The sequence below is a fragment of the Pseudomonas sp. zfem003 genome (assembly GCF_032621675.1).
GTDB classification, from domain to species: Bacteria; Pseudomonadota; Gammaproteobacteria; order Pseudomonadales; family Pseudomonadaceae; genus Metapseudomonas; species Metapseudomonas otitidis.
Genome location: NZ_JAVYJG010000015.1, coordinates 72,654 through 94,929, shown reverse-complemented (window position 1 = coordinate 94,929; position 22,276 = coordinate 72,654). Strand labels below are relative to the sequence as shown.

General features: G+C 67.8%; 24 protein-coding genes. 7 read left to right on the top strand and 17 right to left on the bottom strand.

All coding sequences use genetic code 11. The annotated features are described in order from the left end of the window. Positions 1-140: 140 nt before the first annotated feature. The 13 genes from RTK35_RS29530 to RTK35_RS29470 form a co-directional block, all read right to left on the bottom strand. Positions 141-1,946: a phenylacyl-CoA dehydrogenase gene (locus RTK35_RS29530; protein WP_044411932.1), complete on the bottom strand. Its 1,806-nt coding sequence runs from the start codon at positions 1,944-1,946 to the stop codon at positions 141-143. A gap of 161 nt (positions 1,947-2,107) precedes the next feature. Continuing rightward, on the bottom strand, positions 2,108-2,752 hold the full coding sequence (locus RTK35_RS29525) for a putative metalloprotease CJM1_0395 family protein (protein WP_316909637.1): 645 nt from the start codon (positions 2,750-2,752) through the stop codon (positions 2,108-2,110). 64 nt (positions 2,753-2,816) lie between these two features. Next, positions 2,817-3,098 (bottom strand): hypothetical protein, encoded by a 282-nt coding sequence (locus RTK35_RS29520; RefSeq protein ID WP_044411926.1) that lies wholly within the window; start codon positions 3,096-3,098, stop codon positions 2,817-2,819. Positions 3,099-3,188: 90 nt separating this feature from the next. Further along, a complete protein-coding gene (bioD, locus tag RTK35_RS29515) occupies positions 3,189-3,878 on the bottom strand; it encodes a dethiobiotin synthase (protein ID WP_316909636.1) in 690 nt (229 codons plus the stop codon). After that, positions 3,879-4,688, bottom strand: coding sequence for a malonyl-ACP O-methyltransferase BioC (gene bioC, locus RTK35_RS29510; protein WP_236211973.1), 810 nt, complete (start codon positions 4,686-4,688; stop codon positions 3,879-3,881). It abuts the gene before it with no gap. Then, the gene (locus RTK35_RS29505) at positions 4,681-5,406 is read right to left on the bottom strand and encodes an alpha/beta fold hydrolase (protein ID WP_142012655.1); all 726 of its coding nucleotides are present in this window, start codon (positions 5,404-5,406) and stop codon (positions 4,681-4,683) included. Before RTK35_RS29505 ends, bioC begins: the two co-directional genes overlap by 8 nt. Further along, complete coding sequence (gene bioF / locus RTK35_RS29500) at positions 5,399-6,580, bottom strand: 8-amino-7-oxononanoate synthase (protein ID WP_236214063.1); 1,182 nt, start codon at positions 6,578-6,580, stop codon at positions 5,399-5,401. The genes RTK35_RS29505 and bioF overlap by 8 nt, the downstream gene beginning before the upstream one ends. A gap of 108 nt (positions 6,581-6,688) precedes the next feature. Next, positions 6,689-7,747: a biotin synthase BioB gene (gene bioB, locus RTK35_RS29495; protein WP_142012659.1), complete on the bottom strand. Its 1,059-nt coding sequence runs from the start codon at positions 7,745-7,747 to the stop codon at positions 6,689-6,691. Positions 7,748-7,961: 214 nt separating this feature from the next. After that, positions 7,962-8,936 (bottom strand): biotin-dependent carboxyltransferase family protein, encoded by a 975-nt coding sequence (locus tag RTK35_RS29490; protein ID WP_316909635.1) that lies wholly within the window; start codon positions 8,934-8,936, stop codon positions 7,962-7,964. Next, positions 8,929-9,807: a 5-oxoprolinase subunit B family protein gene (locus tag RTK35_RS29485; RefSeq protein WP_172432430.1), complete on the bottom strand. Its 879-nt coding sequence runs from the start codon at positions 9,805-9,807 to the stop codon at positions 8,929-8,931. Before RTK35_RS29485 ends, RTK35_RS29490 begins: the two co-directional genes overlap by 8 nt. Continuing rightward, positions 9,797-11,194, bottom strand: a complete 1,398-nt coding sequence (locus RTK35_RS29480; RefSeq protein ID WP_316909634.1) for an acetyl-CoA carboxylase biotin carboxylase subunit — start codon at positions 11,192-11,194, stop codon at positions 9,797-9,799. Before RTK35_RS29480 ends, RTK35_RS29485 begins: the two co-directional genes overlap by 11 nt. A gap of 12 nt (positions 11,195-11,206) precedes the next feature. Beyond that, the gene (locus tag RTK35_RS29475; protein WP_222900809.1) at positions 11,207-11,455 is read right to left on the bottom strand and encodes an acetyl-CoA carboxylase; all 249 of its coding nucleotides are present in this window, start codon (positions 11,453-11,455) and stop codon (positions 11,207-11,209) included. A gap of 46 nt (positions 11,456-11,501) precedes the next feature. After that, a complete protein-coding gene (locus tag RTK35_RS29470) occupies positions 11,502-12,260 on the bottom strand; it encodes a 5-oxoprolinase subunit PxpA (protein ID WP_044411897.1) in 759 nt (252 codons plus the stop codon). 122 nt (positions 12,261-12,382) lie between these two features. On the opposite strand from RTK35_RS29470, the gene RTK35_RS29465 reads away from it, so the two are divergent. The 5 genes from RTK35_RS29465 to RTK35_RS29445 all read left to right on the top strand — a co-directional run bounded on the left by RTK35_RS29465 (position 12,383) and on the right by RTK35_RS29445 (position 16,264). After that, complete coding sequence (locus RTK35_RS29465; protein ID WP_044411895.1) at positions 12,383-13,300, top strand: LysR family transcriptional regulator; 918 nt, start codon at positions 12,383-12,385, stop codon at positions 13,298-13,300. Positions 13,301-13,354: 54 nt separating this feature from the next. Further along, the gene (locus RTK35_RS29460) at positions 13,355-13,648 is read left to right on the top strand and encodes a hypothetical protein (protein ID WP_142012672.1); all 294 of its coding nucleotides are present in this window, start codon (positions 13,355-13,357) and stop codon (positions 13,646-13,648) included. A 15-nt stretch (positions 13,649-13,663) separates the two neighbouring features. Continuing rightward, on the top strand, positions 13,664-14,392 hold the full coding sequence (locus RTK35_RS29455; RefSeq protein WP_236214058.1) for a ComF family protein: 729 nt from the start codon (positions 13,664-13,666) through the stop codon (positions 14,390-14,392). Between the two features lie 66 nt (positions 14,393-14,458). After that, positions 14,459-15,223, top strand: a complete 765-nt coding sequence (locus tag RTK35_RS29450) for a TOBE domain-containing protein (protein WP_172432424.1) — start codon at positions 14,459-14,461, stop codon at positions 15,221-15,223. A gap of 66 nt (positions 15,224-15,289) precedes the next feature. Further along, positions 15,290-16,264, top strand: coding sequence for a serine/threonine protein kinase (locus tag RTK35_RS29445; protein ID WP_316909633.1), 975 nt, complete (start codon positions 15,290-15,292; stop codon positions 16,262-16,264). Between the two features lie 5 nt (positions 16,265-16,269). On the opposite strand, the gene RTK35_RS29440 is transcribed toward RTK35_RS29445, so the two are convergent. Further along, positions 16,270-16,857 carry an SMI1/KNR4 family protein gene (locus tag RTK35_RS29440; protein ID WP_316909632.1) on the bottom strand — a complete coding sequence of 196 codons (588 nt, stop codon included), beginning with the start codon at positions 16,855-16,857 and terminating at the stop codon, positions 16,270-16,272. A gap of 172 nt (positions 16,858-17,029) precedes the next feature. Here RTK35_RS29440 and rarD point away from each other — a divergent pair, with 172 nt between their 5' ends. Then, complete coding sequence (gene rarD / locus RTK35_RS29435; protein WP_309040376.1) at positions 17,030-17,920, top strand: EamA family transporter RarD; 891 nt, start codon at positions 17,030-17,032, stop codon at positions 17,918-17,920. Positions 17,921-18,133: 213 nt separating this feature from the next. On the opposite strand, the gene RTK35_RS29430 is transcribed toward rarD, so the two are convergent. Both RTK35_RS29430 and RTK35_RS29425 read right to left on the bottom strand, forming a co-directional pair. Next, positions 18,134-18,652 carry a glycine cleavage system protein R gene (locus RTK35_RS29430; protein ID WP_044411880.1) on the bottom strand — a complete coding sequence of 173 codons (519 nt, stop codon included), beginning with the start codon at positions 18,650-18,652 and terminating at the stop codon, positions 18,134-18,136. A 25-nt stretch (positions 18,653-18,677) separates the two neighbouring features. After that, positions 18,678-19,130: a GNAT family N-acetyltransferase gene (locus RTK35_RS29425; RefSeq protein WP_074967354.1), complete on the bottom strand. Its 453-nt coding sequence runs from the start codon at positions 19,128-19,130 to the stop codon at positions 18,678-18,680. 315 nt (positions 19,131-19,445) lie between these two features. Here RTK35_RS29425 and RTK35_RS29420 point away from each other — a divergent pair, with 315 nt between their 5' ends. Next, entirely contained in the window at positions 19,446-21,623 is a 2,178-nt protein-coding gene (locus RTK35_RS29420) for a malate synthase G (RefSeq protein WP_316909631.1), read from the top strand. Positions 21,624-21,668: 45 nt separating this feature from the next. On the opposite strand, the gene RTK35_RS29415 is transcribed toward RTK35_RS29420, so the two are convergent. Further along, entirely contained in the window at positions 21,669-22,118 is a 450-nt protein-coding gene (locus RTK35_RS29415) for a hypothetical protein (protein ID WP_308725860.1), read from the bottom strand. Positions 22,119-22,276: the final 158 nt, after the last annotated feature.

The following is a 22,276-nucleotide window of genomic DNA, read 5'->3' as shown; positions in this document are numbered from 1 at the left end:
GTCCGACTGGTTGGAAAGCAGGCCATATGATGGCACTTCCGCCGATCACTGGCACTCAGCCGGACGACGCACGGTGCCCGGCAGGGGACCGGAAATGAAGAAGCCCGCCGAAAGGCGGGCTCCTTCTAGACGCGCAGAACTCAGTAGCCCAGGGCGAAGTCTTCTTCGGCCAGGTCCATGAGGTTGCTGGCGCCGGACAGCATGGTTTCCACGTGGGTGCGGGTACGCGGCAGGATGCGCTTGAAGTAGAAGCGCGCGGTCTGCAGCTTGGCCTTGTAGAAGGCGGCGTCGCCTTCGCCGGCAGCCAGCTTCTCGGCAGCCAGGCGAGCCATGTCGGCCCAGAAGTAGGCCAGGCAGGCGTAGCCGGAGTACATCAGGTAGTCCACCGAAGCGGCACCGACTTCCTCGCGGTCCTTCATGGCGGCCATGCCGACCTTCATAGTGACCTCGCCCCACTCCTTGTTCAGCTTGGCCAGCGGCTCGACGAATTCCTTGACGGCTTCGTTGCTCTCGTTGGCCTGGCAGAACTTGTGGACGATCTTGGTGAAGCCCTTCAGCGCTTCGCCCTGGGTCATGAGGATCTTGCGGCCCAGCAGGTCGAGCGCCTGAACGCCGGTGGTGCCCTCGTACATCATGGAGATGCGGCAGTCACGCAGGTTCTGCTCCATGCCCCACTCGCTGATGAAGCCGTGGCCACCGTAGATCTGCATGCCGTGGGAGGCGGCTTCGAAGCCGACTTCGGTCATGAAGGCCTTGGCGATGGGGGTCAGGAAGGCCAGCAGGGAATCGGCGGCTTTCTTCTCTTCCTCGTCCTGGCTGTACTTGACGATATCCACCTGCTTGGCGGTGAAGTACACCATGGCACGGTTGCCTTCGGCGAAGGCCTTCATGGTCAGCAGCATGCGACGCACGTCCGGGTGGACGATGATCGGGTCAGCGGCCTTGTCCGGCGCTTTCGGGCCTGTCAGGGAACGCATCTGCAGACGCTCGCGGGCGTACTTGATGCCACCCTGGAAACCGATCTCGGCGTGGGCCAGGCCTTGCAGCGCGGTGCCCAGGCGAGCGGTGTTCATGAAGGTGAACATGCAGTTCAGGCCTTTGTTCGCCGGGCCGATCAGGAAGCCGGTGGCGCCGTCAAAGTTCATCACGCAGGTGGCGTTACCGTGGATGCCCATCTTGTGCTCGATGGAACCGCAGGTCACGGCGTTGCGCGCACCGACGCCGCCTTCGGCGGTCGGCATGAACTTCGGCACGATGAACAGGGAGATGCCCTTGGTGCCCGCAGGGGCATCGGGCAGGCGGGCCAGCACGATGTGGACGATGTTGTCGGCCATGTCGTGTTCGCCAGCGGAGATGAAGATCTTGGTACCGGACACCTTGTAGGTGCCATCGGCCTGGGGCTCGGCCTTGGTGCGCAGCATGCCCAGGTCGGTGCCGCAGTGCGGCTCGGTCAGGCACATGGTGCCTGTCCATTCACCGGAAACCAGCTTGGTCAGGTAGGTGTGCTTCTGCTCGTCGGTGCCGTGCTGCTCGATGGTGTTCATCGCGCCGTGGGACAGGCCGGGGTACATGCCCCACGCCCAGTTGGCCTCACCGACCATCTCGCTGATGGCCAGGCCCAGGGACTCCGGCAGACCTTGGCCACCGTGCTCGACGTTGTGGGCCAGGCTCGGCCAGCCGCCTTCGACGAACTGCTTGTAGGCTTCCTTGAAACCGGTCGGGGTCTTAACACCCTCGGCGGACCAGGTGCAGCCTTCGGTATCACCGACGCGGTTCAGCGGAGCGATCACCTGCTCACAGAACTTGGCGCCTTCCTCGAGGATGGCGTCGACCATGTCCGGGGTGGCGTCCTGGCAGCCAGGCAGGCTCTGATAGTGCGCTTCGTAGCCAAGCAGTTCATCGCGAACGAAGCGGATATCACGCAAGGGGGCCTTGTAATCAGGCATAGCGGTAAACCTCTACGGTGGTTCCTAGTTAGGTGACCGGTGAATCGGTCGCTTACAACTTCACGGTAGTCGTTGCCGGCTGCAGGGTGCCGCCCGCAATCAAACAGGTGTTTGAAACATACGTTTCGCACAGACCCTTGTCAAGCATCCACGCGGTGCCGTCAGGCGCGGGTATCCAGCAGGGGCGGTGCCTGTTCCGGTTGGGCGATCTGCGCGTAGAGACCCAGGTCGCTGGAGGCGCTGGCCGGGGCGGATGGCGACGCAGCATCGGCCTGGCTTCCGCCGCCGGCTTCCTCCAGGCGCAAGCGAGCCAGGTCGATCCGAGCCTCGGCGGCATGGCCGGCAGCCCGTGCCGCCACCTGGCGGTCCTGGGCGGACGGGTCGGCAGGTGCGAGGGCCGCGCGCTGCACGATGTCCATCTTGACGAGGGTGGCCTCGGGGTCATTGGCCACCGGGCTGGCATCGATGCTGACTTCACCACTGACCGCATAGTCGAGGCCGTCGGGGCCGCGTTCGAAGTCATAGCTGGGGGCGCTGGCATAGCGGCCACCCACCGAGGCATGTGCCTGCTCGTGGGCACGGACCTTGCGATCGGTGCTGACCAGTTCGGCGACACGCTGCTGGTCTTCCTGGCTCAGCTCGGTGCTTTTGCCGGATGAACCCTGCTCAGACGAACGTGAAGAGGCGCCAGAAGAACGATTGGGGGTTTCGAGGGCAGTCGATGAGGAACCACCCGCCGCCCCTGCCGACGCACGGGAGCGCGTGATGCTGACGAAGGGATCGAGAGCGAGACTGCCGATCCGCATAAGGCCCTCCGCGCCTGAGCCCGCTCACCGGCCTCTGCCGCGAAGATGGGAGAGAGAGCGGGGATCAGGCCTTGGTGTCGACCAGCGTGCCGAGCACGTCGTCGGCTGTTTTCACGACCTTGGCACCTGCCAGGGCCTGGTACTTGCCGACGTCCAGGTCCACCAGGTTGGAAGCCAGGTCGGCGTTGCTGCGGTCATCCGAATCACCATCGGTACGCGCAGCCTGGGCATCGGTCGAACGCTGGACCGGCGCACTGGCGATATCCGACGCGGCCTTGTCGATACGCTGCTGACCGGACTGCAGGGCGTTGAGCCCGTAGCTGAATGCACTGCCTGAGATTTCCATCGTCAACCTCGAACCAGGGGAACCACGTCGTAATTGAAGCAGATACCGCTTAAAAAACGTACAAACAAAATGCGATGGACGACCGACGGCTTATAGCGGCAGCTTCAGCGGATGCAGGTCCAGATGCGCGGCGACGGCCTCGGCTGACGGCACCTCAAGGCGCGGCACGCGACCAAGGCACGGTGCCGGCAGGCGCTCGGCGAGGGTCGCGAGGTTCTCCTCCAGCCGCGAAGTGGCCGGGTCGACGATGTTGGCCACCCAGCCCGCCAGCACCAGGCCGTCCCGCTGGATCGCCTCGGCACTCAGTACGGCGTGGTTGATGCACCCCAGGCGCATGCCCACCACCAGGATGACCGGCAGGCCCAGGCGCACCGCCAGGTCAGACAGGTTCTCCCCACCCGCCAGGGGCACGCGCCAGCCACCGGCCCCCTCCACCAAAGTGAAGTCGGCGTTGCGCGCCAGCACCGCGTTGACCGGCCCGGCCAGCGCTTCGACATCCAGCTGCACCCCCGCCTCACGCGCCGCCAGGTGCGGGGCGATGGCCGGCTCGAAGGCGAAGGGATTCACCTCCTCATAACGCAACGGCAGGCTGCAGCCCGCCAGCAGGCCGAGGGCATCGCTGTTGCGCAGCCCCTCGGCGGTCCGCTCGCAGCCTGAAGCCACCGGCTTGGCGGCGGCGGTGCTCAGCCCGGCATTGCGGGCGGCCTGGAGCAGGCCGCAGGCGATGGTGGTCTTGCCGATCTCGGTATCGGTCCCGGTGACGAAAAAGGCAGCGCCCATTCAGGTCTCCTTGCGTAGCAGGCCGTGGACGACCTGGTAGGTCGCCGGCAACCCCAGGGCCTCGCGCCGCTGTTCGTAGGCATCGACCAGCGCCCGCATGCGGGCTCGCCCGGTCAGGCCGCCGGGACGCCCGGGGTTGAGGTTGTGAGCCCCCAGCGCCTTCAGCTCGTGGGTCAGCTGGCGCAGGTCGGGGAAGTGCAGCACGTGGGGACGGCGCTCCAGTTGCAGCACCTGCAACCCGCTGTCGGCGCACAACGCCTGGTAGTGGGTGAAGGCGCGGAAGCGGTTCACGTGGGTGAAGCCATCCACCTCGCGCCAGCTGTCGCGCAGCTCCTGCAGGGTGCCGACGCAGAGGCTGCTGAACACCAGCAGGCCACCGGGGCGAAGCACCCGCCGTGCCTCCGCCAGCACCGCCGGGAAGTCCTCGCACCACTGCACGGCCAGGCTGCTGAACACCAGGTCCAGGCTGGCATCGGCCAGCGGCAGGTGCTCGGCGTCACCGGCGATGAAATGCGCTGCTCCACCCAACGGGCGAGCGTGCTGGAGCATGCCCTCGGCCAGGTCCAGGGCCAGGCCCTGGGCACGGGGGAAGCGCTCCGCCAATTGGCGCGAGAAGTGCCCCGTTCCGCAGCCCAGGTCGAGCCAGCGCTGTGGTTCGAAGCCATCCGGCAGGCTCGCCAGCAGGTCGGCACCGACCTGGCGCTGCAGGCCGGCCACGGCGTCGTAGCTGGCGGCGGCACGGGAGAAGGACGCCGCCACCTGGCGCTTGTCCGGCAGGCCGGGCACGGGTGGTACGGGGAACTCAGACATCGTCACCTTCGAACATGAATGCCAGCATCGCCGCCGCAACGGCATCCGCGCACTCCACCGGCAAGCCGTGGCTGGCCTCGGGGATCACCGACACCTCCACGTCCGGCAACTCCTCCAGCAGGGCATCGGCCGCCGAGGCGGGCACCAGGGTGTCGCGCCCGGCGAACAGGTGCAGCTGCGGCCCGGTGAAACGGCCCAGGGCCGCGCGGGTATCCAGCTCGGCCAGCAACTGCAGGCCGGCCGCGAGGATCGTCGGCTCGGTGGCCGGCTGCGTCACCTGCAGCTGCCGCGCCAAAGTGCGCGGGTCCCGCGCGCCCTGGCTGACCAGCAGGCGGAAGCGCTTGAGGGTCAGCTCCGGGTCGAGCCCGAAAGCCTCCTGGAAGTCGCCGAACACATCGGCGCGCATGGCGCTCGGCCAATCATCGCGGGCGCGGAAGCAGGCATTGGCGGCCAGGCCGATCAGGCCCCGGCAGTGCGTATCCCGCCGCGCGGCCAGTTCGGCGGCCAGCATGCCGCCCAGGGACCAGCCCGCCAGCCAGCTGTCGCCGGGCAGGCGCGCATCCAGCTCGTCGAGCCAGGCGGCCGGGTCGTCCAGTTCCGGCAACGGCTGGATCTGCACCGCCAGGTGCGGGGCGCGCTCGGCAAGGGCGTCGCGCAGGGGTTCGAGTGCAGCCGGGCCCAGGGCCCAGCCGGGGATGAGGATCAGTCGGTCACGCATCGGGTTGTCCTTCTTCGGCCAGCAGCTTCCAGCTTTCGGACAACGCCACCAGCAGTCGTTCCACCTGCGCCTCGCTGTGGGCGGCACTGAGCGTCACCCGCAGGCGCGCGGCACCGACCGGCACCGTGGGCGGGCGGATCGCCCCGACCAGCAGCCCGCGCTCGCGCAGCAGGGCCGACAGCCGCAGCGCACGGGCGCTGTCACCCACCAGGATCGGCTGGATCGGCGTGGGGCTATCCATCAGGTCCAGGCCGATCTCGGCGGCGCCCTCGCGGAAGCGGCGGATCAGCGCATCCAGGTGCTCGCGGCGCCAATGCTCGCGCTGCAGCAGTTCCAGGCTCTTCAGGGTCGCGCAGGCCACCGCCGGCGGCTGGCTGGTGGTGTAGATGTAGGGCCGGGCGAACTGGATCAGGCTCTCGATCAGGTCGTCGCTGCCGGCCACGAAGGCACCGGCGGTGCCAAAGCCCTTGCCCAGGGTGCCCACCAGCACGGGCACGTCCTCCAGGCCCAGGCCGAAGTGCTCGACGATGCCGCCGCCCTGGGCACCAAGGGGCCCGAAGCCGTGGGCGTCGTCCACCATCACCCAGGCGCCCCGGGCGCGGGCCGCGGCACACAGGCCGGGCAGGTCGGCCAGGTCACCGTCCATGCTGAACACGCCGTCGGTCACCACCAGGGTGTTGCCCTCGGCCTTGTCCAGCCGGCCCTCCAGGCTGGCGACGTCGTTGTGTAGGTAGCGGGAGAAGCGCGCCCCGGAGAGCAGCCCGGCGTCCAGCAGCGACGCGTGGTTGAGGCGGTCCTCCAGCACGGTGTCGCCCTTGCCCACCAACGCGGTCACGGCGCCCAGGTTGGCCATGTAGCCGGTGGAGAACAGCAGCGCCCGCGGCCGCCCGGTGAACTCGGCCAGGGCCAGTTCCAGATCGTGGTGCGGGCCGCTGTGGCCGATCACCAGGTGCGAGGCGCCGCCGCCCGCGCCCCAGCGCTCGACACCGCGCATGAAGGCGGCCTTCACCTCGGGGTGGTCGGCCAGGCCCAGGTAGTCGTTGGAACAGAAGGCCAGCATCGGCCGGCCATCCACCACCACCTCGGGCCCCTGGGGCGTTTCCAGCAGCGGGCGTTGGCGGTAGAGATTTTCCGCACGGCGGGCGGCAAGGCGGGAGGCGAGATCGAAAGGCATCGCAATGGCTCACCGGCAGTGGGCAGGCGGCCTACGGCGGCGCACCGGCCCTACGGGGAATCGGGTTGCACGGGGTGGCGGGCGCAAGTACCCGCCACCGGGCGAACGTCAGGCCGAGGCGGCGTTGTAGAACAGCTGCGAATCGCGCTGCTCCACCAGGGCCTGCTCGATGGCGGCCTGGTGCACCTCGTCGGCGTGTTCCTCGCGCTCCTCGGGCTTGATGCCGAGGCGGGCGAACAGCTGCATGTCCTTGTCCGCCTGGGGGTTGGCGGTGGTCAGCAGCTTCTCGCCGTAGAAGATCGAGTTGGCGCCGGCCATGAAGGCCAGGGCCTGCATCTGGTCGTTCATCTGCTCACGCCCGGCAGACAGCCGCACGTGGGACTGGGGCATCATGATCCGCGCCACCGCCAGGGTGCGGATGAAGTCGAACGGGTCGACGTCCTGTTCCTCGGCCAGGGGCGTACCCTTGACCTTCACCAGCATGTTGATCGGCACCGACTCGGGATGCTCCGGCAGGTTGGCCAGCTGGATCAGCAGGCCGGCGCGGTCGTCCAGCGACTCACCCATGCCGAGGATGCCGCCGGAGCAGATCTTCATCCCCGCTTCGCGCACGTAGGCCAGGGTCTGCAGGCGCTCGCTGTAGGTGCGGGTGGTGATGATGTTGCCGTAGAACTCCGGCGAGGTATCCAGGTTGTGGTTGTAGTAGTCCAGGCCGGCATCAGCCAGCGCCCGGGTCTGCTCCTGGTCCAGGCGGCCGAGGGTCATGCAGGTCTCCAGGCCGAGCTTCTTCACGCCCTTCACCATCTCCAGCACGTAGGGCATGTCCTTGGCCGAGGGGTGCTTCCACGCCGCGCCCATGCAGAAGCGGGTCGAGCCGATGGCCTTGGCCTCGGCGGCCGCCTCCAGCACCTTCTGCACCTCCATCAGCTTTTCCTTGTCCAGGCCGGTGTTGTAGTGGCCGGACTGCGGGCAGTACTTGCAGTCTTCCGGGCAGGCGCCGGTCTTGATGGAGAGCAGGGTGGAGACCTGAACGCGGTTCGGGTCGAAGTGCGCGCGGTGCACGGTTTGGGCCTGGAACAGCAGGTCGTTGAACGGCTGCTGGAACAGCGCCTTCACCTCGGCGAGGGTCCAGTCGTGGCGGGTAGCGATGGCGGCGGTTGCACTCATGGGAAGGGTTCCTACGACGCTTGGATGGCGCCTCTTGTCGGAGTGGCCCAGGCCGGTGGGCCTGGGCGTTCAGGCTAAGGGGCATCTTAATTTCGGGTTCGACGCTGTCAACCAGATTCGGGACACAGGTTTACAACTGTGTATTTTATGACCAAACGAAAACCGCCCCTCTCGAAGGATCGGGGCGGTTCACGGGTGAGGGCGGCCGAAAGGATCAGTCGAGGACGAACCGCTGCAAGCGCTCCAACCGCTGGTTGTACTGGCGCCGGATGGCCAGGGCTTCCTCGAGGTCGACGGCGACGAAGCGCGCCTTCTGGTTCGGCTGCATCTGCGCCATGCGATCCAGGTCCGGGCTGATGACCGTGCCGATGGTGGCATAGCCCCCGCCGGAAACGGCGTCGCGGTGCAGGATGATGGGCTCCAGGCCGCCGGGCACCTGGATGGAGCCGATGGGGTAGCAGGCATCGACGATGTTCGACGGATCGGACCCGGCACCGAACGGCTGCTCGCGCGGCTCGAACGCCAGCGGCGCCCCGCCCTTGAAGCGGTAGCCGGTGCGATCCGCCTCGGAGCCCACCGTCCAGGTGTCGGCGAAGAACTGCTCCAGCGCCTGCGGCGTCAGGCGGTGTACATAAAGCCCCGGCACCACCCGCAGCGTCATCTCGCCACCGACCTCGTCCTGCAGCGAGCGTGGCAGGGTCACGCCCTCGCGCCCACGCCCCGATGCGGGCCCCAGGGGGAGCTGATCACCGGCTGCCAGGCGCCGCCCTTCGAGGCCGCCAATCGCCCCGAGGCCATAGGTGGACCGGCTGCCGAGCACCTCGGGCACCGCAATGCCGCCCTCGATGGCCAGATACCCCCGCGCCCCTGCCTTCAGGTAGTCGAAGCCCAGCACCTGCCCGGCGCGCACCCGGAACGCGGCGTCCAGGGGCATTTCCTCACCGTCGAGGCGCGGCGTCATGCGCGCGCCGCAGACGGCGACCAGGGCGTCACGCTGGAACTCCAGTTGAGGCCCCAGCAGGGTGCACTCCAGCAAGGCGGCGGTGGGCGCATTGCCCACCAGCAGGTTGGCGGCGCGCAGGGCGAACTGGTCGAGCGCGCCGGAGGGTGGAATGCCCAGGTGGTAATGGCCTTCCCGACCGGCATCCTGGACCGATGTCGCCAGCCCGGGTTTCAGCACCTTAATCATTGAGCACCTCCTGCAGGGCCTGGGTACACGCACGTGGGTCCTGGATGAACGCATCCAGGTCGAAGGTGACCGGACGGATGCGCAGGCTGAAGGTTCCTGCCTCGACCTCGGCCAACGCCCGGTCATAGGCGTCGCGGTCGATGGCCTTGAACTGCACGATGTCGCCGGAGCGGAAGAACACCATGGAGTCCCGCAGGTAATCGAGGCGCTGCTCGGGGTCGTAGATGGGCGCGGGCGTCACACCGAACATCTGGTAGCCACCGGCCCCACGCACCGAGTAGATGCAGCCGAAGCAACCGCCGTGGCCCAGGGTGAGCCGGGGCGTATCGGTGCGCGGGCGCAGATACTTGGGCACCTGCAACTGCCGGTCGCGCTCCACCATCTGGTACATGAAGGGCAGCCCGGCGACGAAGCCGACCATGGAGACGAACCAGGGCGCGCCGCTGTGGGCCTCGATGAAGGCCTGGACGTCGGCATAGCCATTGATGCGCGCGGCGTATTCCAGGTCGGTGGACGCCGGGTCCTGGTGGCGATCGCGGAATCGCATCAGGGTTTCCGCCGTCCACGGGTCGTTGTAGAGCACCGGAATCTCGATGATGCGGGTCTCCAGGCGGCGTTCGGCAACAGCCTGGGCCTCCAGTTGCCGGACCCGCTCCAGCAGCGCCTCCGGCGCAATCACATCCGGGTTGAAGCGCACCTGGAACGAGGCGTTGGCCAGGCAGATGTCCAGCACCCCGGGCAGGGCCTCGCGCTCCAGGGCGCGGGTAATAGCCATGCCACGGAAGAATGCCGGCAGGGACATGGATTCGGACACTTCGGCGAACAGGTGTTCATCTCCGCCGAAGCTGTAGCGCACGGCTTCAGTGTTCATGGGGGACCTCCACGGCAGCGGCCAGCAGGGCGGCACGCTCGACGAGCCAGGGTTCCAGGGTGCCGGTATCGAACTGCCCGTCGCGTACGGCGGCGTCCGCCAGCAGCAGTCGATGCAGCGGCAGGGTGGTGGCCATCCCGGTCAGGCGGGTCGCCGCCAGCGCCTGCTCGGCACGGGCGAACGCCTCGTTGCGGTCGGCGCCCTGAACCACCACCTTGGCCAGCAGCGAGTCGTAGTAGGCGGGCACTCGGTAGCCCTCGAAGAGATGGCTGTCCACGCGCACGCCCTCCACCTGCGGCCAGCTCAGCGACTGCACCACGCCGGGGCTGGGGAAGAAGTTGCGGGCCGGGTCTTCGGCATTGATGCGCATCTCCAGGGCGGCGCCCTGCAGGCGGATCTCCGCCTGGGACAGGGACAGCGGCTCGCCGCCGGCGATACGCAGCATCCACTGCACCAGGTCCACCCCGGTCACCATCTCGGTCACGGGGTGCTCCACCTGGATGCGGGTGTTCATCTCGATGAAGAAGAACTCGCCGCTCACCGCATCGAAGAGGTATTCCAGGGTCCCGGCACCGCGATAGCCGATCTGCCGGGCCAGGCGCACCGCGCTTTCACACAGGGCCGCACGCTGGGCCTCGCTGAGCGCCGGGGACGGCGCCTCCTCGAAGACCTTCTGCCGACGACGCTGCAGGGAGCACTCGCGCTCGAACAGGTGCACGGCGTGCTGACCATCCCCCAGCACCTGCACCTCGATGTGCCGCGCCTGGCGGATGAAGCGCTCCAGGTACACAGCGCCCGAGCCGAAGGCCGCCTGGGCCTCGCGCTGGGCCAGCGGAAACTCGCGGGCAAGCTCTTCTGCATCGTGGGCGATGCGGATGCCTCGTCCACCGCCACCGGCCGACGCCTTGATCAGCAACGGATAACCCACCTCGACGGCGCAGGCGAGTGCCGCCTCGAGGCTGTCCAGCTCGCCGGGCGAGCCGGGTACCACCGGCACGCCAGCGGCCTTGGCGGTGCGCCGGGCCTCGGCCTTGTCGCCCATCTGGCGGATCGTCGCGGCGTCGGGGCCGACGAAGACCAGGCCGGCCTCGGTCACGGCCTGGGCGAACGCGGCGTTCTCCGAGAGAAAGCCATAGCCGGGGTGGATGGCATCGGCGCCGCTGTCCAGGGCCGCTGCGATCAGCGCCTCGCCGTTCAGGTAACTGCGGTCGGCTCGCGCCGGGCCGATCACCCGGACCTCATCGGCCAGCCGGGCCGGCAAGGCATCGACATCCGCCTCGCTGCACGCTGCCACGGTGGGAATGCCCAGGCCCTGAGCCGCACGGATGATGCGCACGGCAATCTCGCCGCGGTTGGCCACCAGCAATTTTCGGATCGAACCGGTCATCGGCCAGCCTCCTCAGTCGTCGCTCTGGATCACGGCCAGCAACTGGCCAGGCTCTACCGGATCACCGTCGTCCACGTGAAAGGCGACGAGCGTGCCGGCAACCTCGGCGGTCAACTCCGAGAACTGCTTCATCACCTCCACCAGCCCCAGCACGGTTCCCACGTCAACACGCTCGCCGACACGCACGTAGTCGGCGGCATCGGGGGCGGGCTTGCGATAGAAGGTGCCGGGAAGCGGCGAAAGTACCTGATGTTCAGCCATGTCTTTTCCTCTTGTCGTCATTGTCTGGGCAGGCGTTGGCAGGGGTTCAGCGGGGCGCGCGTACAGCGATCCCGGCAGCGGCCAGGCGCTCCCGGGTGCGCTGGACCAGCGCCAGGGCGCCGGGTGTGTCGCTGTGGATGCAGATCGAATCGAAGCGGATCGGGATGTCCTGGCCATTCACCGTCCGCACCTGCCCTTCGCGGCAGGCGCGCAGGACCTTCTCCGCCACCTGGTCCGGGTCCCACGCGGTGACCCGGCGGATGAACACGATGGAGCCGGTCACGTCGTACTCGCGGTCGGCATAGAACTCACGCACCACCGGCTGGCCCAGGGCCTCGGCCCAGCGACAGGTGGCCGAACCGTCCATGCAGAACAGCAACAGGGTCGGGTCCACGCGCTGCAAGGTCTCGACGAACAGGCGAGCCGCCTCCTCGTCGCGGGCCAGGTGCATGTAGAGCGCGCCATGGGGCTTGATGTGCTGCAACGCCAGCCCGTGAAGGCGGGCGAACTCCCGCAGCGCGCCCAGCTGGTAGAGCATGTCGTTGACCAGTTCGGTCGCAGGCGCCGCGATGTGCCGGCGACCGAACCCCACCAGGTCGCGAAAGCCGGGGTGAGCCCCGATCCCGACGCCATGCTGCTTCGCCAGCTCGACGGTGCGCGACATGATGTTGGGGTCACCGGCGTGGAAGCCGGTGGCAATGTTGGCGCTGCTGATCAGGGGCATCAGCTGGGCATCAACACCATCGCCGATGGTCCAGGGCCCGAAACCCTCGCCCAGGTCCGAATTGAGGTCGACCTCGATCATCCGCTGCTCTCCTCGTGCGCTCGACTATCGATGGCGAGACGTTAAGAGCGGGGACGAGGCATTGGGAAGATCTATTATTCGATAGACTGATATCTGAAAAATCGATACCCAAGGGCGTTCCCATGTCATTCACCCTGCGCCAGGTGCGCTACTTCATCGCCACCGCCGAAGTCGGGCAGATATCCCAGGCGGCGATCCACCTGAACATCTCGCAGTCGGCCGTCACCAGTGCCATCCAGGAGCTGGAGAGCCTGCTCGGCGTCAGCCTGTTCATCCGTTCCCCCCAGGGCATGACCCTCACCGACAGCGGCCGGCACTTCCTCAACCACGCCTACTCGATCCAGCGCAGCGTGGAGGACGCCCTGAAGAGCCCACTGCCGGACACCAGCCTCGAAGGCAGCCTGAAGGTGGCCGCCAGCTACACGGTGATGGGCTACTTCCTGCCCTACCACCTGCAGCGCATGGCGCAGTGGTACCCGGGCATCCGGCTCGACCTCCACGAGCAGGAGCGCCAGGCCATCGAGCGCGGCCTGCTGGACGGCTCGCTGGACATGGCGGTGGTGCTGACCGCCAACCTGCGCCACCCGGACATCGCCGCCGAGACCCTGTTCAGCTCCGAACGGCGCCTTTGGCTGCCGAACCGCCACCCGCTCAGCGAACGGGTCTCCGTCGGGCTCGCCGACGTGGCCCCCGAGCCCTTCATCCTGCTGACCGTGGACGAGGCGGACCAGACCGCCCTGCGCTACTGGGAAGCCACTGAATTCCGCCCCAACGTGATCCTCCGCACCAGCTCGGTGGAGGCGGTTCGCAGCATGGTGGCCAACGGCTCGGGCGTCGCCATCCTGTCCGACCTGGTCTACCGCCCCTGGTCCCTGGAGGGACGGCGCATCGAAACCCTGTCGCTGACCGACGCGGTGCCGTCGATGAGCGTCGGGCTCGCCTGGCGCCGGGACCGCGTCTTCAATGAACCGATGCAGGCATTCCGCGAGTACTTCCGGCATTCCTTCCTGGCGCCGCAGGTGAACAGCCCGCGACGCTGAACCCCCGTCGCCGCCACGAATCCAATGGCCGAATCCCCCACGCAAGGATCCACCATGGGCACAGAAGGTTTCTTCGGTTGGCTCGGCGAGGTGCTGGGCCGCGCCATCCGCTTCATCGTCGACCTGCTCTCCGGGTTGCTCGGCGGCATCTGGTCGGCGATGGACGACTTTTTCCACGGCCTGGCACGGGCCATCGGAATGGATACCTCGCTGTTCAGCTTCGTCGTACTGTTCATCGGACTGATGCTGCTGGTGTCCGGCATCCGCGCCCTGGCGAGGAAGGGCATCATCAGCGGCCTCATCCTCACCCTGCTCGGCCTGGTGGTGATGAGCTGGCTCATCCACTGACCCCGCAGGACCACCATGGACGGACTCCTCCACCGGCTTCGCCGCCTGGCGCGCAGCCAGGCCCGCTGCCAGCTGTGCCTGGCCACCCTGGAGGGCGATGACGTCCACCCCATCTGCCCCGGCTGCCTGCTCGACCTGCCCTGGCTGGCCGGCCATTGCCGCCAGTGCGCCCTGCCCCTGCCGGCCGACGGGCTGCTCTGCGGCGAATGCCAGCGGCGGCCACCGGCCTTCGACAGCGCCTGCATGCCCTGGCGCTACGGTTTCCCCCTCGACGCTCTGGTCACCCGCTTCAAGCACCGTGCCGACTGGCCTGCCGGGCGCCTGCTGGCGGAGCTGTTCGCCGACCACCTGCGGCACACCCGGCAAGCGCTGCCGGACCTGCTGCTGCCGGTGCCCCTGGCACGGGCACGCCAGCGGGCGCGGGGTTTCAACCAGGCGCAGATGCTCGCCGACTGGCTCGGCCGCTCGCTGCGCCTGAAGGTGGAGGCCGGCTGGCTGCTGCGCACCCAGGACACCCCGGCCCAGCAAGGGCTGGATGCTGCCACCCGGCGACGCAACCTGCGCCGGGCCTTTGCCCTGGCACCCCGTGCGCGCCCCGCCGGGCTGCACCTGGCCCTGGTGGACGACGTGCTGACCACCGGCACCACCGCCCACGCCCTCGCCCGCCTGCTCAAGCGCGCCGGTGCCGCACGGGTGGACGTCTACTGCCTGGCCCGCACGCCCAAGCCGGGCAGCGTGCCCTGACGGGCGCTTGACGACCGCGCCCCGCTCACTCAGCCTGCGCGCCATGTCCACCGGGCCCCGACCACCATGAGCCAGCTGATCCCCCTCACCCAGCAACTGACCCGCCGCCCCCAGCGCATGGCGCTGCTGGAGCAGATCGCCATCCAGGGCTCCATCACCCGCGCCGCCAAGGCCGCCGGCCTCAGCTACAAGGCCGCCTGGGATGCCATCGACGAGCTCAACAACCTCGCCGAAAAGCCGCTGGTGGAGCGCAGCGTGGGGGGCAAGGGCGGCGGCGGCGCACGCCTGTCCGCCGAGGGTGAGCGCCTGCTGGCGCTGTTCAAGCGCCTGGAAAGCCTGCAGGCACGCCTGGTGGAAAGCGCCGAGCACGAACAGGATCTGGAGCGCCTGGGCCGCCTGATGCTGCGCACCAGTGCGCGCAACCAGCTCAGCGGCAAGGTGGTCGGCCTGCAGGCCCACGGCCGCAACGACCTGGTGGAGATGGAACTGCCCGGTGGCGCCCGGCTGAAGGCGCAGATCACCCACGACAGCACCGAGAAGCTGGAGCTGGCCCTGGGCGTCGGCGTGGTCGCGCTGATGAAGGCCGGCTGGCTGGAGGTGCGCCCGCTGCATGCGCCCGTGGATGCCCACCTGAACGCCCTGGAAGGCCGGATCGAGGCCATCGTCCCCGACGCGGAAGGCCCCAGCGAGGTGCGCATTGCCCTGGGCAGCGGCCAGACCCTCTGCGCCCTGGCCGAACCGACCCGCCTCGCCGCCGACGGCCTGCAGCCCGGCCAGCTGGCGCGGGTGCTGTTCGACCCCGGCCAGGTGCTGCTGGGCACGGCACTCTAGCTCGGCGGTTTCGGCAGGCCGGCGCGCGACCCGCTAGACTGTGCGCCCATCCGCTGGAGCCGCCCCATGTCCCATCCCTTCGACGCCCTCACCCCCGACCTGGTCCTGGATGCCGTGGAGAGCCTGGGCTACCTCAGCGATGCCCGGGTACTGGCGCTGAACAGCTACGAGAACCGCGTGTACCAGGTGGGGATCGAGGACAGCGCGCCCCTCATCGCCAAGTTCTACCGGCCCGAGCGCTGGACCGACGCCGCGATCCGCGAGGAGCACGCCTTCACCCTGGAGCTGGAGGAACACGAAGTGCCGGTGGTGGCGCCCCTGCGCTGCGAGGGCGAGACGCTGTTCGAGCACGCCGGCTACCGCTTCGCCCTGTTCCCCCGTCGCGGCGGCCGCGCCCCGGAGCCGGGCAACCTCGACCAGCTCTACCGTCTCGGCCAGCTGCTCGGCCGCCTGCACGCCGTGGGCGCGACCCGGTCGTTCCAGCACCGCGAGCAGCTGGCTGTGGATAACTTCGGCCACGCCTCGCTGCAGACGCTGCTGGAAGGTGGCTTCATCCCCAAGGGCCTGCTGCCGGCCTACGAATCGGTGGCCCGCGACCTGCTGAAGCGCCTCGACAAACTGTTCGCCGAGGTGCGCTACAGCCCCATCCGCCTGCATGGCGACTGCCACCCGGGCAACCTGCTGTACCGCGACGAGGTTTTCCACGTCGTCGACCTGGACGACTGCCGCATGGGCCCCGCCGTGCAGGACCTGTGGATGATGCTGGCCGGCGAACGCCAGGAGCGGTTGGGGCAGCTCTCCGAGTTGATGGACGGCTACCAGGAGTTCCACGACTTCGACCCCCGCGAGCTGCCGCTGATCGAAGGCCTGCGGGCCCTGCGCCTGATGCACCACAGCGCCTGGATCGCCCGCCGCTGGGACGACCCGGCCTTCCCCATGCATTTCTCCTGGTTCGGCAGCGAACGCTACTGGGGCGACCAGGTGCTCACCCTGCGCGAGCAACTGGCGGCCCTGGACGAGGAGCCGCTCAGGCTGTTCTGAGGGGCTCACTCGTCCTCGTCGAAGACGAAGGCGTAGTCGTCCTCCATCAATTGTTCGAGGTAGCGCTCGAAGCTCGGCGCGATCACCGCGTAGGAATCGGGGTCGTGCAGGAAGCGCACGACCTGCCCCACCGTACCGCCCGGCGCCGGGTCGAAGTCCAGGTACAGCAACGAGGTGCCGCCGTTGTTCATGCAGTGGGAAAAGCACAGGCGGCGATCCATCGGCAGCGCCGGGTCGATGCCGGCGCCGATCAGCTCCGGAAACTCATCCAGGTAGCCGTCGTAGACCTGGAGGATGCTGTCGGTACGGCGACGCTCGGCGAGCATCTGCTCCACCGAGAGCAGGTAATAGGGGTACTCGAACACGTCCGAGCCGAGAATCAGCTCCTGCAGCATGACCCCGCCGTGGTCCTGCCAGTAGGTGCCGTTGATGCGCCGGAGCAGCGCCAGCAGGCTGTCGGGCACCTGGGGATAGGCCGCACGCAGCGCCTCCAGCTGGGCGGGCGTGGCCCCCAGGGCCTGGCCCAGGCGCTGACGGGACTCGGGGGGCAGGGCCTGCTCCAGGCCTTGCAGGTAGCGTTCGACGACGGTCATGGCGCACTCCTTGGGAAACCGGCGTGCAGTGTGCCAGCCGCCGGGCAGCATTGCCGCGACCGCCCTCCCATGCCGCCACGGAACCCGGTGCCGACCGCAACGTCACAGACAAGCGCCAGCGCGCGCCCTAAAATGGCGCGCTTCCTTCTACCTGCCGAACCAAGGACGCCTGATGGCCACCGCCAATCCCCGCCGGGGCTATGCCCTGGGCCTGACTGCCTATGTCATCTGGGGACTCTTCCCGATCTACTTCAAGCTGCTCGAGCGCATTCCCGCCCTGGAGATCATCACCCACCGGGCCATCTGGTCCGCCCTGTTCGGCGCCTTGCTGCTGGCGGTGTGGAAGCACCCGGGCTGGTGGCGGGAGCTGCGCGAGAACCCGCGTCGCTTCGCCATCCTCGGCGCCAGCGGGTTGCTGATCGCCAGCAACTGGCTGGTCTACGTCTGGGCGGTGAACAACGGCCGGATGCTGGAGGCGAGCCTGGGCTACTACATCAACCCGCTGGTGAACGTGCTGCTGGGCATGCTCCTGCTCGGCGAGCGCCTGCGCCGCCTGCAGTGGCTGGCGGTGGGCCTGGCGGCGCTGGGCGTGGCCCAGCAGATCTGGCAGGTGGGCGCGCTGCCCTGGGTGTCGCTGACCCTGGCCCTGACCTTCGGTTTCTATGGGCTGATCCGTAAGCAGGCCCCGGTGGCTGCGCTGCCGGGCCTGGTGGTGGAGACCTGGCTGCTGCTGCCGCTGGCCCTGGGCTGGCTCTTGCTGCACCCGGAGGCCAGCACCGGCCAGGCGGGGTTCTGGAGCGACCCGCAGGCCCTCTGGCTGGTGGCCGCCGGCCCGGTGACCCTGGTGCCGCTGGTGTGCTTCAACGCCGCCGCCCGCCACTTGCCCTACACCACCCTGGGCTTCCTGCAGTACCTGGCGCCGACCCTGGTGATGCTGCAGGCGATCTTCCTGTTCGGTGAGCACTTCGACCCGAACAAGCTGGTGGCCTTCTGCTGCATCTGGGCCGGCCTGGCGATCTACAGCGTCGATGCCTGGATGACCCTGCGCCGCAACCAGGGTTGAGCAATAAGTGAACGATGGACTGCACGCCGCTGCTGGCGAGGGCTGCAGCCGTCGATCCCGAGCTTATCCACAGGCCCGTCCACGGCGGATGTGCACAAGCCCGGCGAGCTGACCAGTTTCCGACCAGCCGCCTGCAGTCCACGCCCGGCAAGGCCTGCGGCGGAGCATCTCCAACTTGTCCACAGGCTTGCCCCGGTTTTCCGTGGGTAAGCCTCAAGCGTCGGCGTTGAGCGTCAGCTCCACCATCAGGTCGTCGGCCAGGGTTTCCAGCTGCGCCTGCAGGTCATCCAGCGACAGCGCCAGGGGCACGGCCAGGGTGGCCTCGGCGCGGAACAGCGGCTCGCTACTCATGGGCGCCGGCACCACCTCGGTCTGCAACTGCTCCAGGTTGACCCCGTGGCGGGACAGCAGGTGGGTGATGTCACGGACGATGCCGGGGCGGTCGTTGCCCACCAGCTCCAGGTGGATGGTCTGCCAGCCGCTGGCCGGCTCGGTGCCACTGTCCGCCAGCATCACGCGGATGCCGTGCGTCTCCAGCCCCTGCAGGCCCGCCACCAGCTTGCCCTGGCCCTCGGCGGGCACGGCCACCCGCAGGATGCCGGCGAACTGCCCGGCCATCCGAGCCATGCGGCTTTCCAGCCAGTTGCCGCCGTGGGTGGCGATGCACTGGGCGATGCGCTCCACCAGCCCGGGCTGGTCGGCGGCGATCACGGTGAGTACGAGATGGTGCATATCGGTCTCCTTGGTGCGGGGTCGCTCAGCGGCGATCCAGGCTCAGCCAGTAGGTCAGGTACACCTCGTCCCGCACGTAGCCGAGCCGCTCGTAGAGCGCCTGCCCGGCCAGGTTGGTCCGCGCGGTTTCCAGCTGCAGGCCGCAGGCGCCGGTGGCCTCGCCATGGGCACGGGCGGCGTTCATCAGCCGTTCGCCCACCCCCAGGCGGCGCGCCGAAGGGGCAACGAACAGGTCACTGAGCAACCAGGCCGGCGCCAACGCCAGGGAGGACATGAAGGGATAGAGCTGGACGAACCCCTGGGCATGCCCGGATTCGTCGCGGTCGATGAGGATCACCGAATCGCCGCGTTCCAGGCGCTCGCCGAGGAAGTGGCGGATCTCCTGCAGCGGGCGGGGCACCCGGTAGAAGTCCAGGTAACCACTGAACAACTGGCTCAGCTCATCCAGGTCAGCGGCGGTCGCAGCGCGTACCGTCATGGTGGGGCTCCTTTTTTTGTAGTGGAGGCAGTATAGAAAAGAGCTGAAGGTAGTGGCTGATGGCGCTGTCAGATGCTGCGACGCCGGGTCGCAGCGCCGCGAAAATCGTGATCGTGTACGGTTTGAAGATTTATCTGGAACAATCTATCGGTTTTTTGAGAACATTCTTGCCCCGCAGTGACCGTAAGTGGTTTTTCGGTCGCATAGCGACGCCCGACCCTGTTTTTTGTGACGGGTTCATGTAGTATGCCGCGGCTCGGACTACAAGCTTTCAGGCACGGTCCAGAGCGGATATTGAGCAGAGTGAGGCAAGCAATGACTGAGCGCGTTCAAGTCGGTGGCCTGCAGGTCGCCAAAGTCCTGTTCGACTTCGTGAACAACGAAGCCATCCCCGGAACCGGCATCGCTGCCGACGCGTTCTGGGCCGGTGCGGAGAAGGTCATCAACGACCTCGCGCCGAAGAACAAAGCCCTGCTCGCCAAACGCGACGAACTGCAGGCCAAGATCGACGCCTGGCACCAGGCCCGTGCCGGCCAGGCACACGACGCCGCGGCCTACAAGGCCTTCCTGCAGGAAATCGGCTACCTGCTGCCCGAACCGGCCGACTTCCAGGCCAGCACCCAGAACGTCGACGAAGAAATCGCCCGCATGGCCGGCCCGCAGCTGGTGGTGCCGGTGATGAACGCCCGCTTCGCCCTGAACGCCGCCAACGCCCGCTGGGGCTCGCTGTACGACGCGCTCTACGGCACCGACGTGATCAGCGAAGCCAACGGCGCCGAGAAGGGCAAGGGCTACAACAAGGTCCGGGGTGACCTGGTCATCGCCTACGCCCGCGCCTTCCTCGACGAAGCCGCGCCGCTGGAGTCCGGCTCCCACGTCGACGCCACCGCCTACACCGTCAAGAACGGCCAGCTCGCCGTGAGCCTGAAGAACGGCAGCGAGACCGGCCTGAAGAACGCCGCGCAGTTCATCGCCTTCCAGGGTGACGCTGCCAAGCCTGCCGCCGTGCTGCTCAAGCACAACGGCCTGCACTTCGAGATCCAGATCGACCCCACCAGCCCCATCGGCCAGACCGATGCCGCTGGCGTCAAGGACGTGCTGATGGAAGCCGCCCTGACCACCATCATGGACTGCGAGGACTCCGTCGCCGCCGTCGACGCCGACGACAAGACCGTCGTCTACCGCAACTGGCTGGGCCTGATGAAAGGCGACCTCGCCGAGGAAGTCAGCAAGGGCGGCCAGACCTTCACCCGCACCATGAACCCCGACCGCGTCTACACCCAGGCCGACGGTTCCGAGCTGACCCTGCACGGCCGCAGCCTGCTGTTCGTGCGCAACGTCGGCCACCTGATGACCAACCCGGCCATCCTCGACGCCGCTGGCAACGAAGTGCCCGAGGGCATCCAGGACGCGCTGTTCACCAGCCTCATCGCCCTGCACAACCTCAACGGCAACACCAGCCGCAAAAACACCCGCACCGGCTCGGTCTATATCGTCAAGCCGAAGATGCACGGTCCGGAGGAAGTCGCCTTCGCCACCGAGATCTTCAGCCGCGTCGAAGACGTGCTGGGCATGCCGCGCAACACCCTCAAGGTCGGCATCATGGACGAGGAGCGCCGCACCACCGTCAACCTGAAGGCCTGCATCAAGGCCGCCGCCGAGCGCGTGGTGTTCATCAACACCGGCTTCCTCGACCGCACCGGTGACGAAATCCACACCTCCATGGAAGCCGGCGCCATGGTGCGCAAGGCCGCCATGAAGAGCGAGAAGTGGATCGGCTCCTACGAGAACAACAACGTCGACGTCGGCCTGGCCACCGGCCTGCAAGGCCGCGCGCAGATCGGCAAGGGCATGTGGGCCATGCCGGACCTGATGGCCGCGATGGTGGAGCAGAAGATCGGCCACCCGCTCTCCGGCGCCAACACCGCCTGGGTCCCCTCGCCCACCGCCGCCACCCTGCACGCGCTGCACTACCACAAGGTCGACGTGTTCGCCCGCCAGGCCGAGCTGGCCAAGCGCACCCAGGCCTCCGTGGACGACATCCTGACCATCCCCCTGGCTCCCAGCACCGACTGGACCGCCGAGGAGATCAAGAACGAAGTGGACAACAACGCCCAGGGCATCCTCGGCTACGTGGTCCGCTGGATCGACCAGGGCGTCGGCTGCTCCAAGGTGCCGGACATCAACGACGTCGGCCTGATGGAAGACCGCGCCACCCTGCGCATCTCCAGCCAGCTGCTGGCCAACTGGCTGCGCCACGGCGTGATCACCCGCGAGCAGGTCGAGGAAAGCCTCAAGCGCATGGCCGCCGTGGTGGACCGCCAGAACGCCAGCGACCCGCTCTACCGCCCGATGGCGCCGAACTTCGACGACAACGTCGCCTTCCAGGCCGCCCTGGAACTGGTGGTCGAAGGCACCCGGCAGCCCAACGGCTACACCGAGCCGGTACTGCACCGCCGTCGCCGCGAGTACAAGGCCAAGAACGGCCTGTAAGCACAGCGCACCGCGTTGAAGAAACCGCCCTCCGGGGCGGTTTTTTTATGCTGGGCGATGACCCCAGGGCAACAGGTGACGGTTACAGGTCGTCGTGATGCCCTCGATATGCTCGCGCACGCTGTCCCACCCCCCGGCTGCAAGAGCGGCCCGCGCTGCTAAACGCACGGCCTCCCATTCCTCGCAGTGGTAGATGTCATGTTCATAGCAACCCAGCGCAGCGTCAGGCAGTTCGTTGCAAAGCGCCCAAACCTTCTGCAGTGCGTCGCGGAACTGCGGCACCTGAGACCCCGGACACGCCTTGAGCCAGCCATGCAGGGGCAGCACTTTGCCCGACCAGGTTTCGCAACCGGGGCACCCGCAGATCCGCACTGCTTGCTCGGGCGCCTCCAGGGCGAGGAACTCCAGGCACTGCATTACCTTGCAACTGGCCAGCACCCAGGCGTGCTCGTCCTGCCCGTACCAGGTCCAGACGAAACTCGGCTCGTCACTCATCACCCACCCTCACCGTGATCAAACCGCGCGATGATCACACAGCCGATAAAGGCACGCAGAACGTCGTAACGCCTGCGCACAGTTTTGTGTACAAAAAACCCAAAGCGCCCCGCGACTGGGCACGCCAAATCTGACTCGTAAGTCAATGATCGACAAGG

What these genes read in the sequence shown, in the direction of transcription:
- RTK35_RS29530 (WP_044411932.1), bottom strand. Translation starts at nt 1,946, where the DNA reads ATGCCTGATTACAAGGCCCCCTTGCGTGATATCCGCTTCGTTCGCGAT.
- RTK35_RS29525 (WP_316909637.1), bottom strand. Translation starts at nt 2,752, where the DNA reads ATGCGGATCGGCAGTCTCGCTCTCGATCCCTTCGTCAGCATCACGCGC.
- RTK35_RS29520 (WP_044411926.1), bottom strand. Translation starts at nt 3,098, where the DNA reads ATGGAAATCTCAGGCAGTGCATTCAGCTACGGGCTCAACGCCCTGCAG.
- bioD (WP_316909636.1), bottom strand. Translation starts at nt 3,878, where the DNA reads ATGGGCGCTGCCTTTTTCGTCACCGGGACCGATACCGAGATCGGCAAG.
- bioC (WP_236211973.1), bottom strand. Translation starts at nt 4,688, where the DNA reads ATGTCTGAGTTCCCCGTACCACCCGTGCCCGGCCTGCCGGACAAGCGC.
- RTK35_RS29505 (WP_142012655.1), bottom strand. Translation starts at nt 5,406, where the DNA reads ATGCGTGACCGACTGATCCTCATCCCCGGCTGGGCCCTGGGCCCGGCT.
- bioF (WP_236214063.1), bottom strand. Translation starts at nt 6,580, where the DNA reads ATGCCTTTCGATCTCGCCTCCCGCCTTGCCGCCCGCCGTGCGGAAAAT.
- bioB (WP_142012659.1), bottom strand. Translation starts at nt 7,747, where the DNA reads ATGAGTGCAACCGCCGCCATCGCTACCCGCCACGACTGGACCCTCGCC.
- RTK35_RS29490 (WP_316909635.1), bottom strand. Translation starts at nt 8,936, where the DNA reads ATGATTAAGGTGCTGAAACCCGGGCTGGCGACATCGGTCCAGGATGCC.
- RTK35_RS29485 (WP_172432430.1), bottom strand. Translation starts at nt 9,807, where the DNA reads ATGAACACTGAAGCCGTGCGCTACAGCTTCGGCGGAGATGAACACCTG.
- RTK35_RS29480 (WP_316909634.1), bottom strand. Translation starts at nt 11,194, where the DNA reads ATGACCGGTTCGATCCGAAAATTGCTGGTGGCCAACCGCGGCGAGATT.
- RTK35_RS29475 (WP_222900809.1), bottom strand. Translation starts at nt 11,455, where the DNA reads ATGGCTGAACATCAGGTACTTTCGCCGCTTCCCGGCACCTTCTATCGC.
- RTK35_RS29470 (WP_044411897.1), bottom strand. Translation starts at nt 12,260, where the DNA reads ATGATCGAGGTCGACCTCAATTCGGACCTGGGCGAGGGTTTCGGGCCC.
- RTK35_RS29465 (WP_044411895.1), top strand. Translation starts at nt 12,383, where the DNA reads ATGTCATTCACCCTGCGCCAGGTGCGCTACTTCATCGCCACCGCCGAA.
- RTK35_RS29460 (WP_142012672.1), top strand. Translation starts at nt 13,355, where the DNA reads ATGGGCACAGAAGGTTTCTTCGGTTGGCTCGGCGAGGTGCTGGGCCGC.
- RTK35_RS29455 (WP_236214058.1), top strand. Translation starts at nt 13,664, where the DNA reads ATGGACGGACTCCTCCACCGGCTTCGCCGCCTGGCGCGCAGCCAGGCC.
- RTK35_RS29450 (WP_172432424.1), top strand. Translation starts at nt 14,459, where the DNA reads ATGAGCCAGCTGATCCCCCTCACCCAGCAACTGACCCGCCGCCCCCAG.
- RTK35_RS29445 (WP_316909633.1), top strand. Translation starts at nt 15,290, where the DNA reads ATGTCCCATCCCTTCGACGCCCTCACCCCCGACCTGGTCCTGGATGCC.
- RTK35_RS29440 (WP_316909632.1), bottom strand. Translation starts at nt 16,857, where the DNA reads ATGACCGTCGTCGAACGCTACCTGCAAGGCCTGGAGCAGGCCCTGCCC.
- rarD (WP_309040376.1), top strand. Translation starts at nt 17,030, where the DNA reads ATGGCCACCGCCAATCCCCGCCGGGGCTATGCCCTGGGCCTGACTGCC.
- RTK35_RS29430 (WP_044411880.1), bottom strand. Translation starts at nt 18,652, where the DNA reads ATGCACCATCTCGTACTCACCGTGATCGCCGCCGACCAGCCCGGGCTG.
- RTK35_RS29425 (WP_074967354.1), bottom strand. Translation starts at nt 19,130, where the DNA reads ATGACGGTACGCGCTGCGACCGCCGCTGACCTGGATGAGCTGAGCCAG.
- RTK35_RS29420 (WP_316909631.1), top strand. Translation starts at nt 19,446, where the DNA reads ATGACTGAGCGCGTTCAAGTCGGTGGCCTGCAGGTCGCCAAAGTCCTG.
- RTK35_RS29415 (WP_308725860.1), bottom strand. Translation starts at nt 22,118, where the DNA reads ATGAGTGACGAGCCGAGTTTCGTCTGGACCTGGTACGGGCAGGACGAG.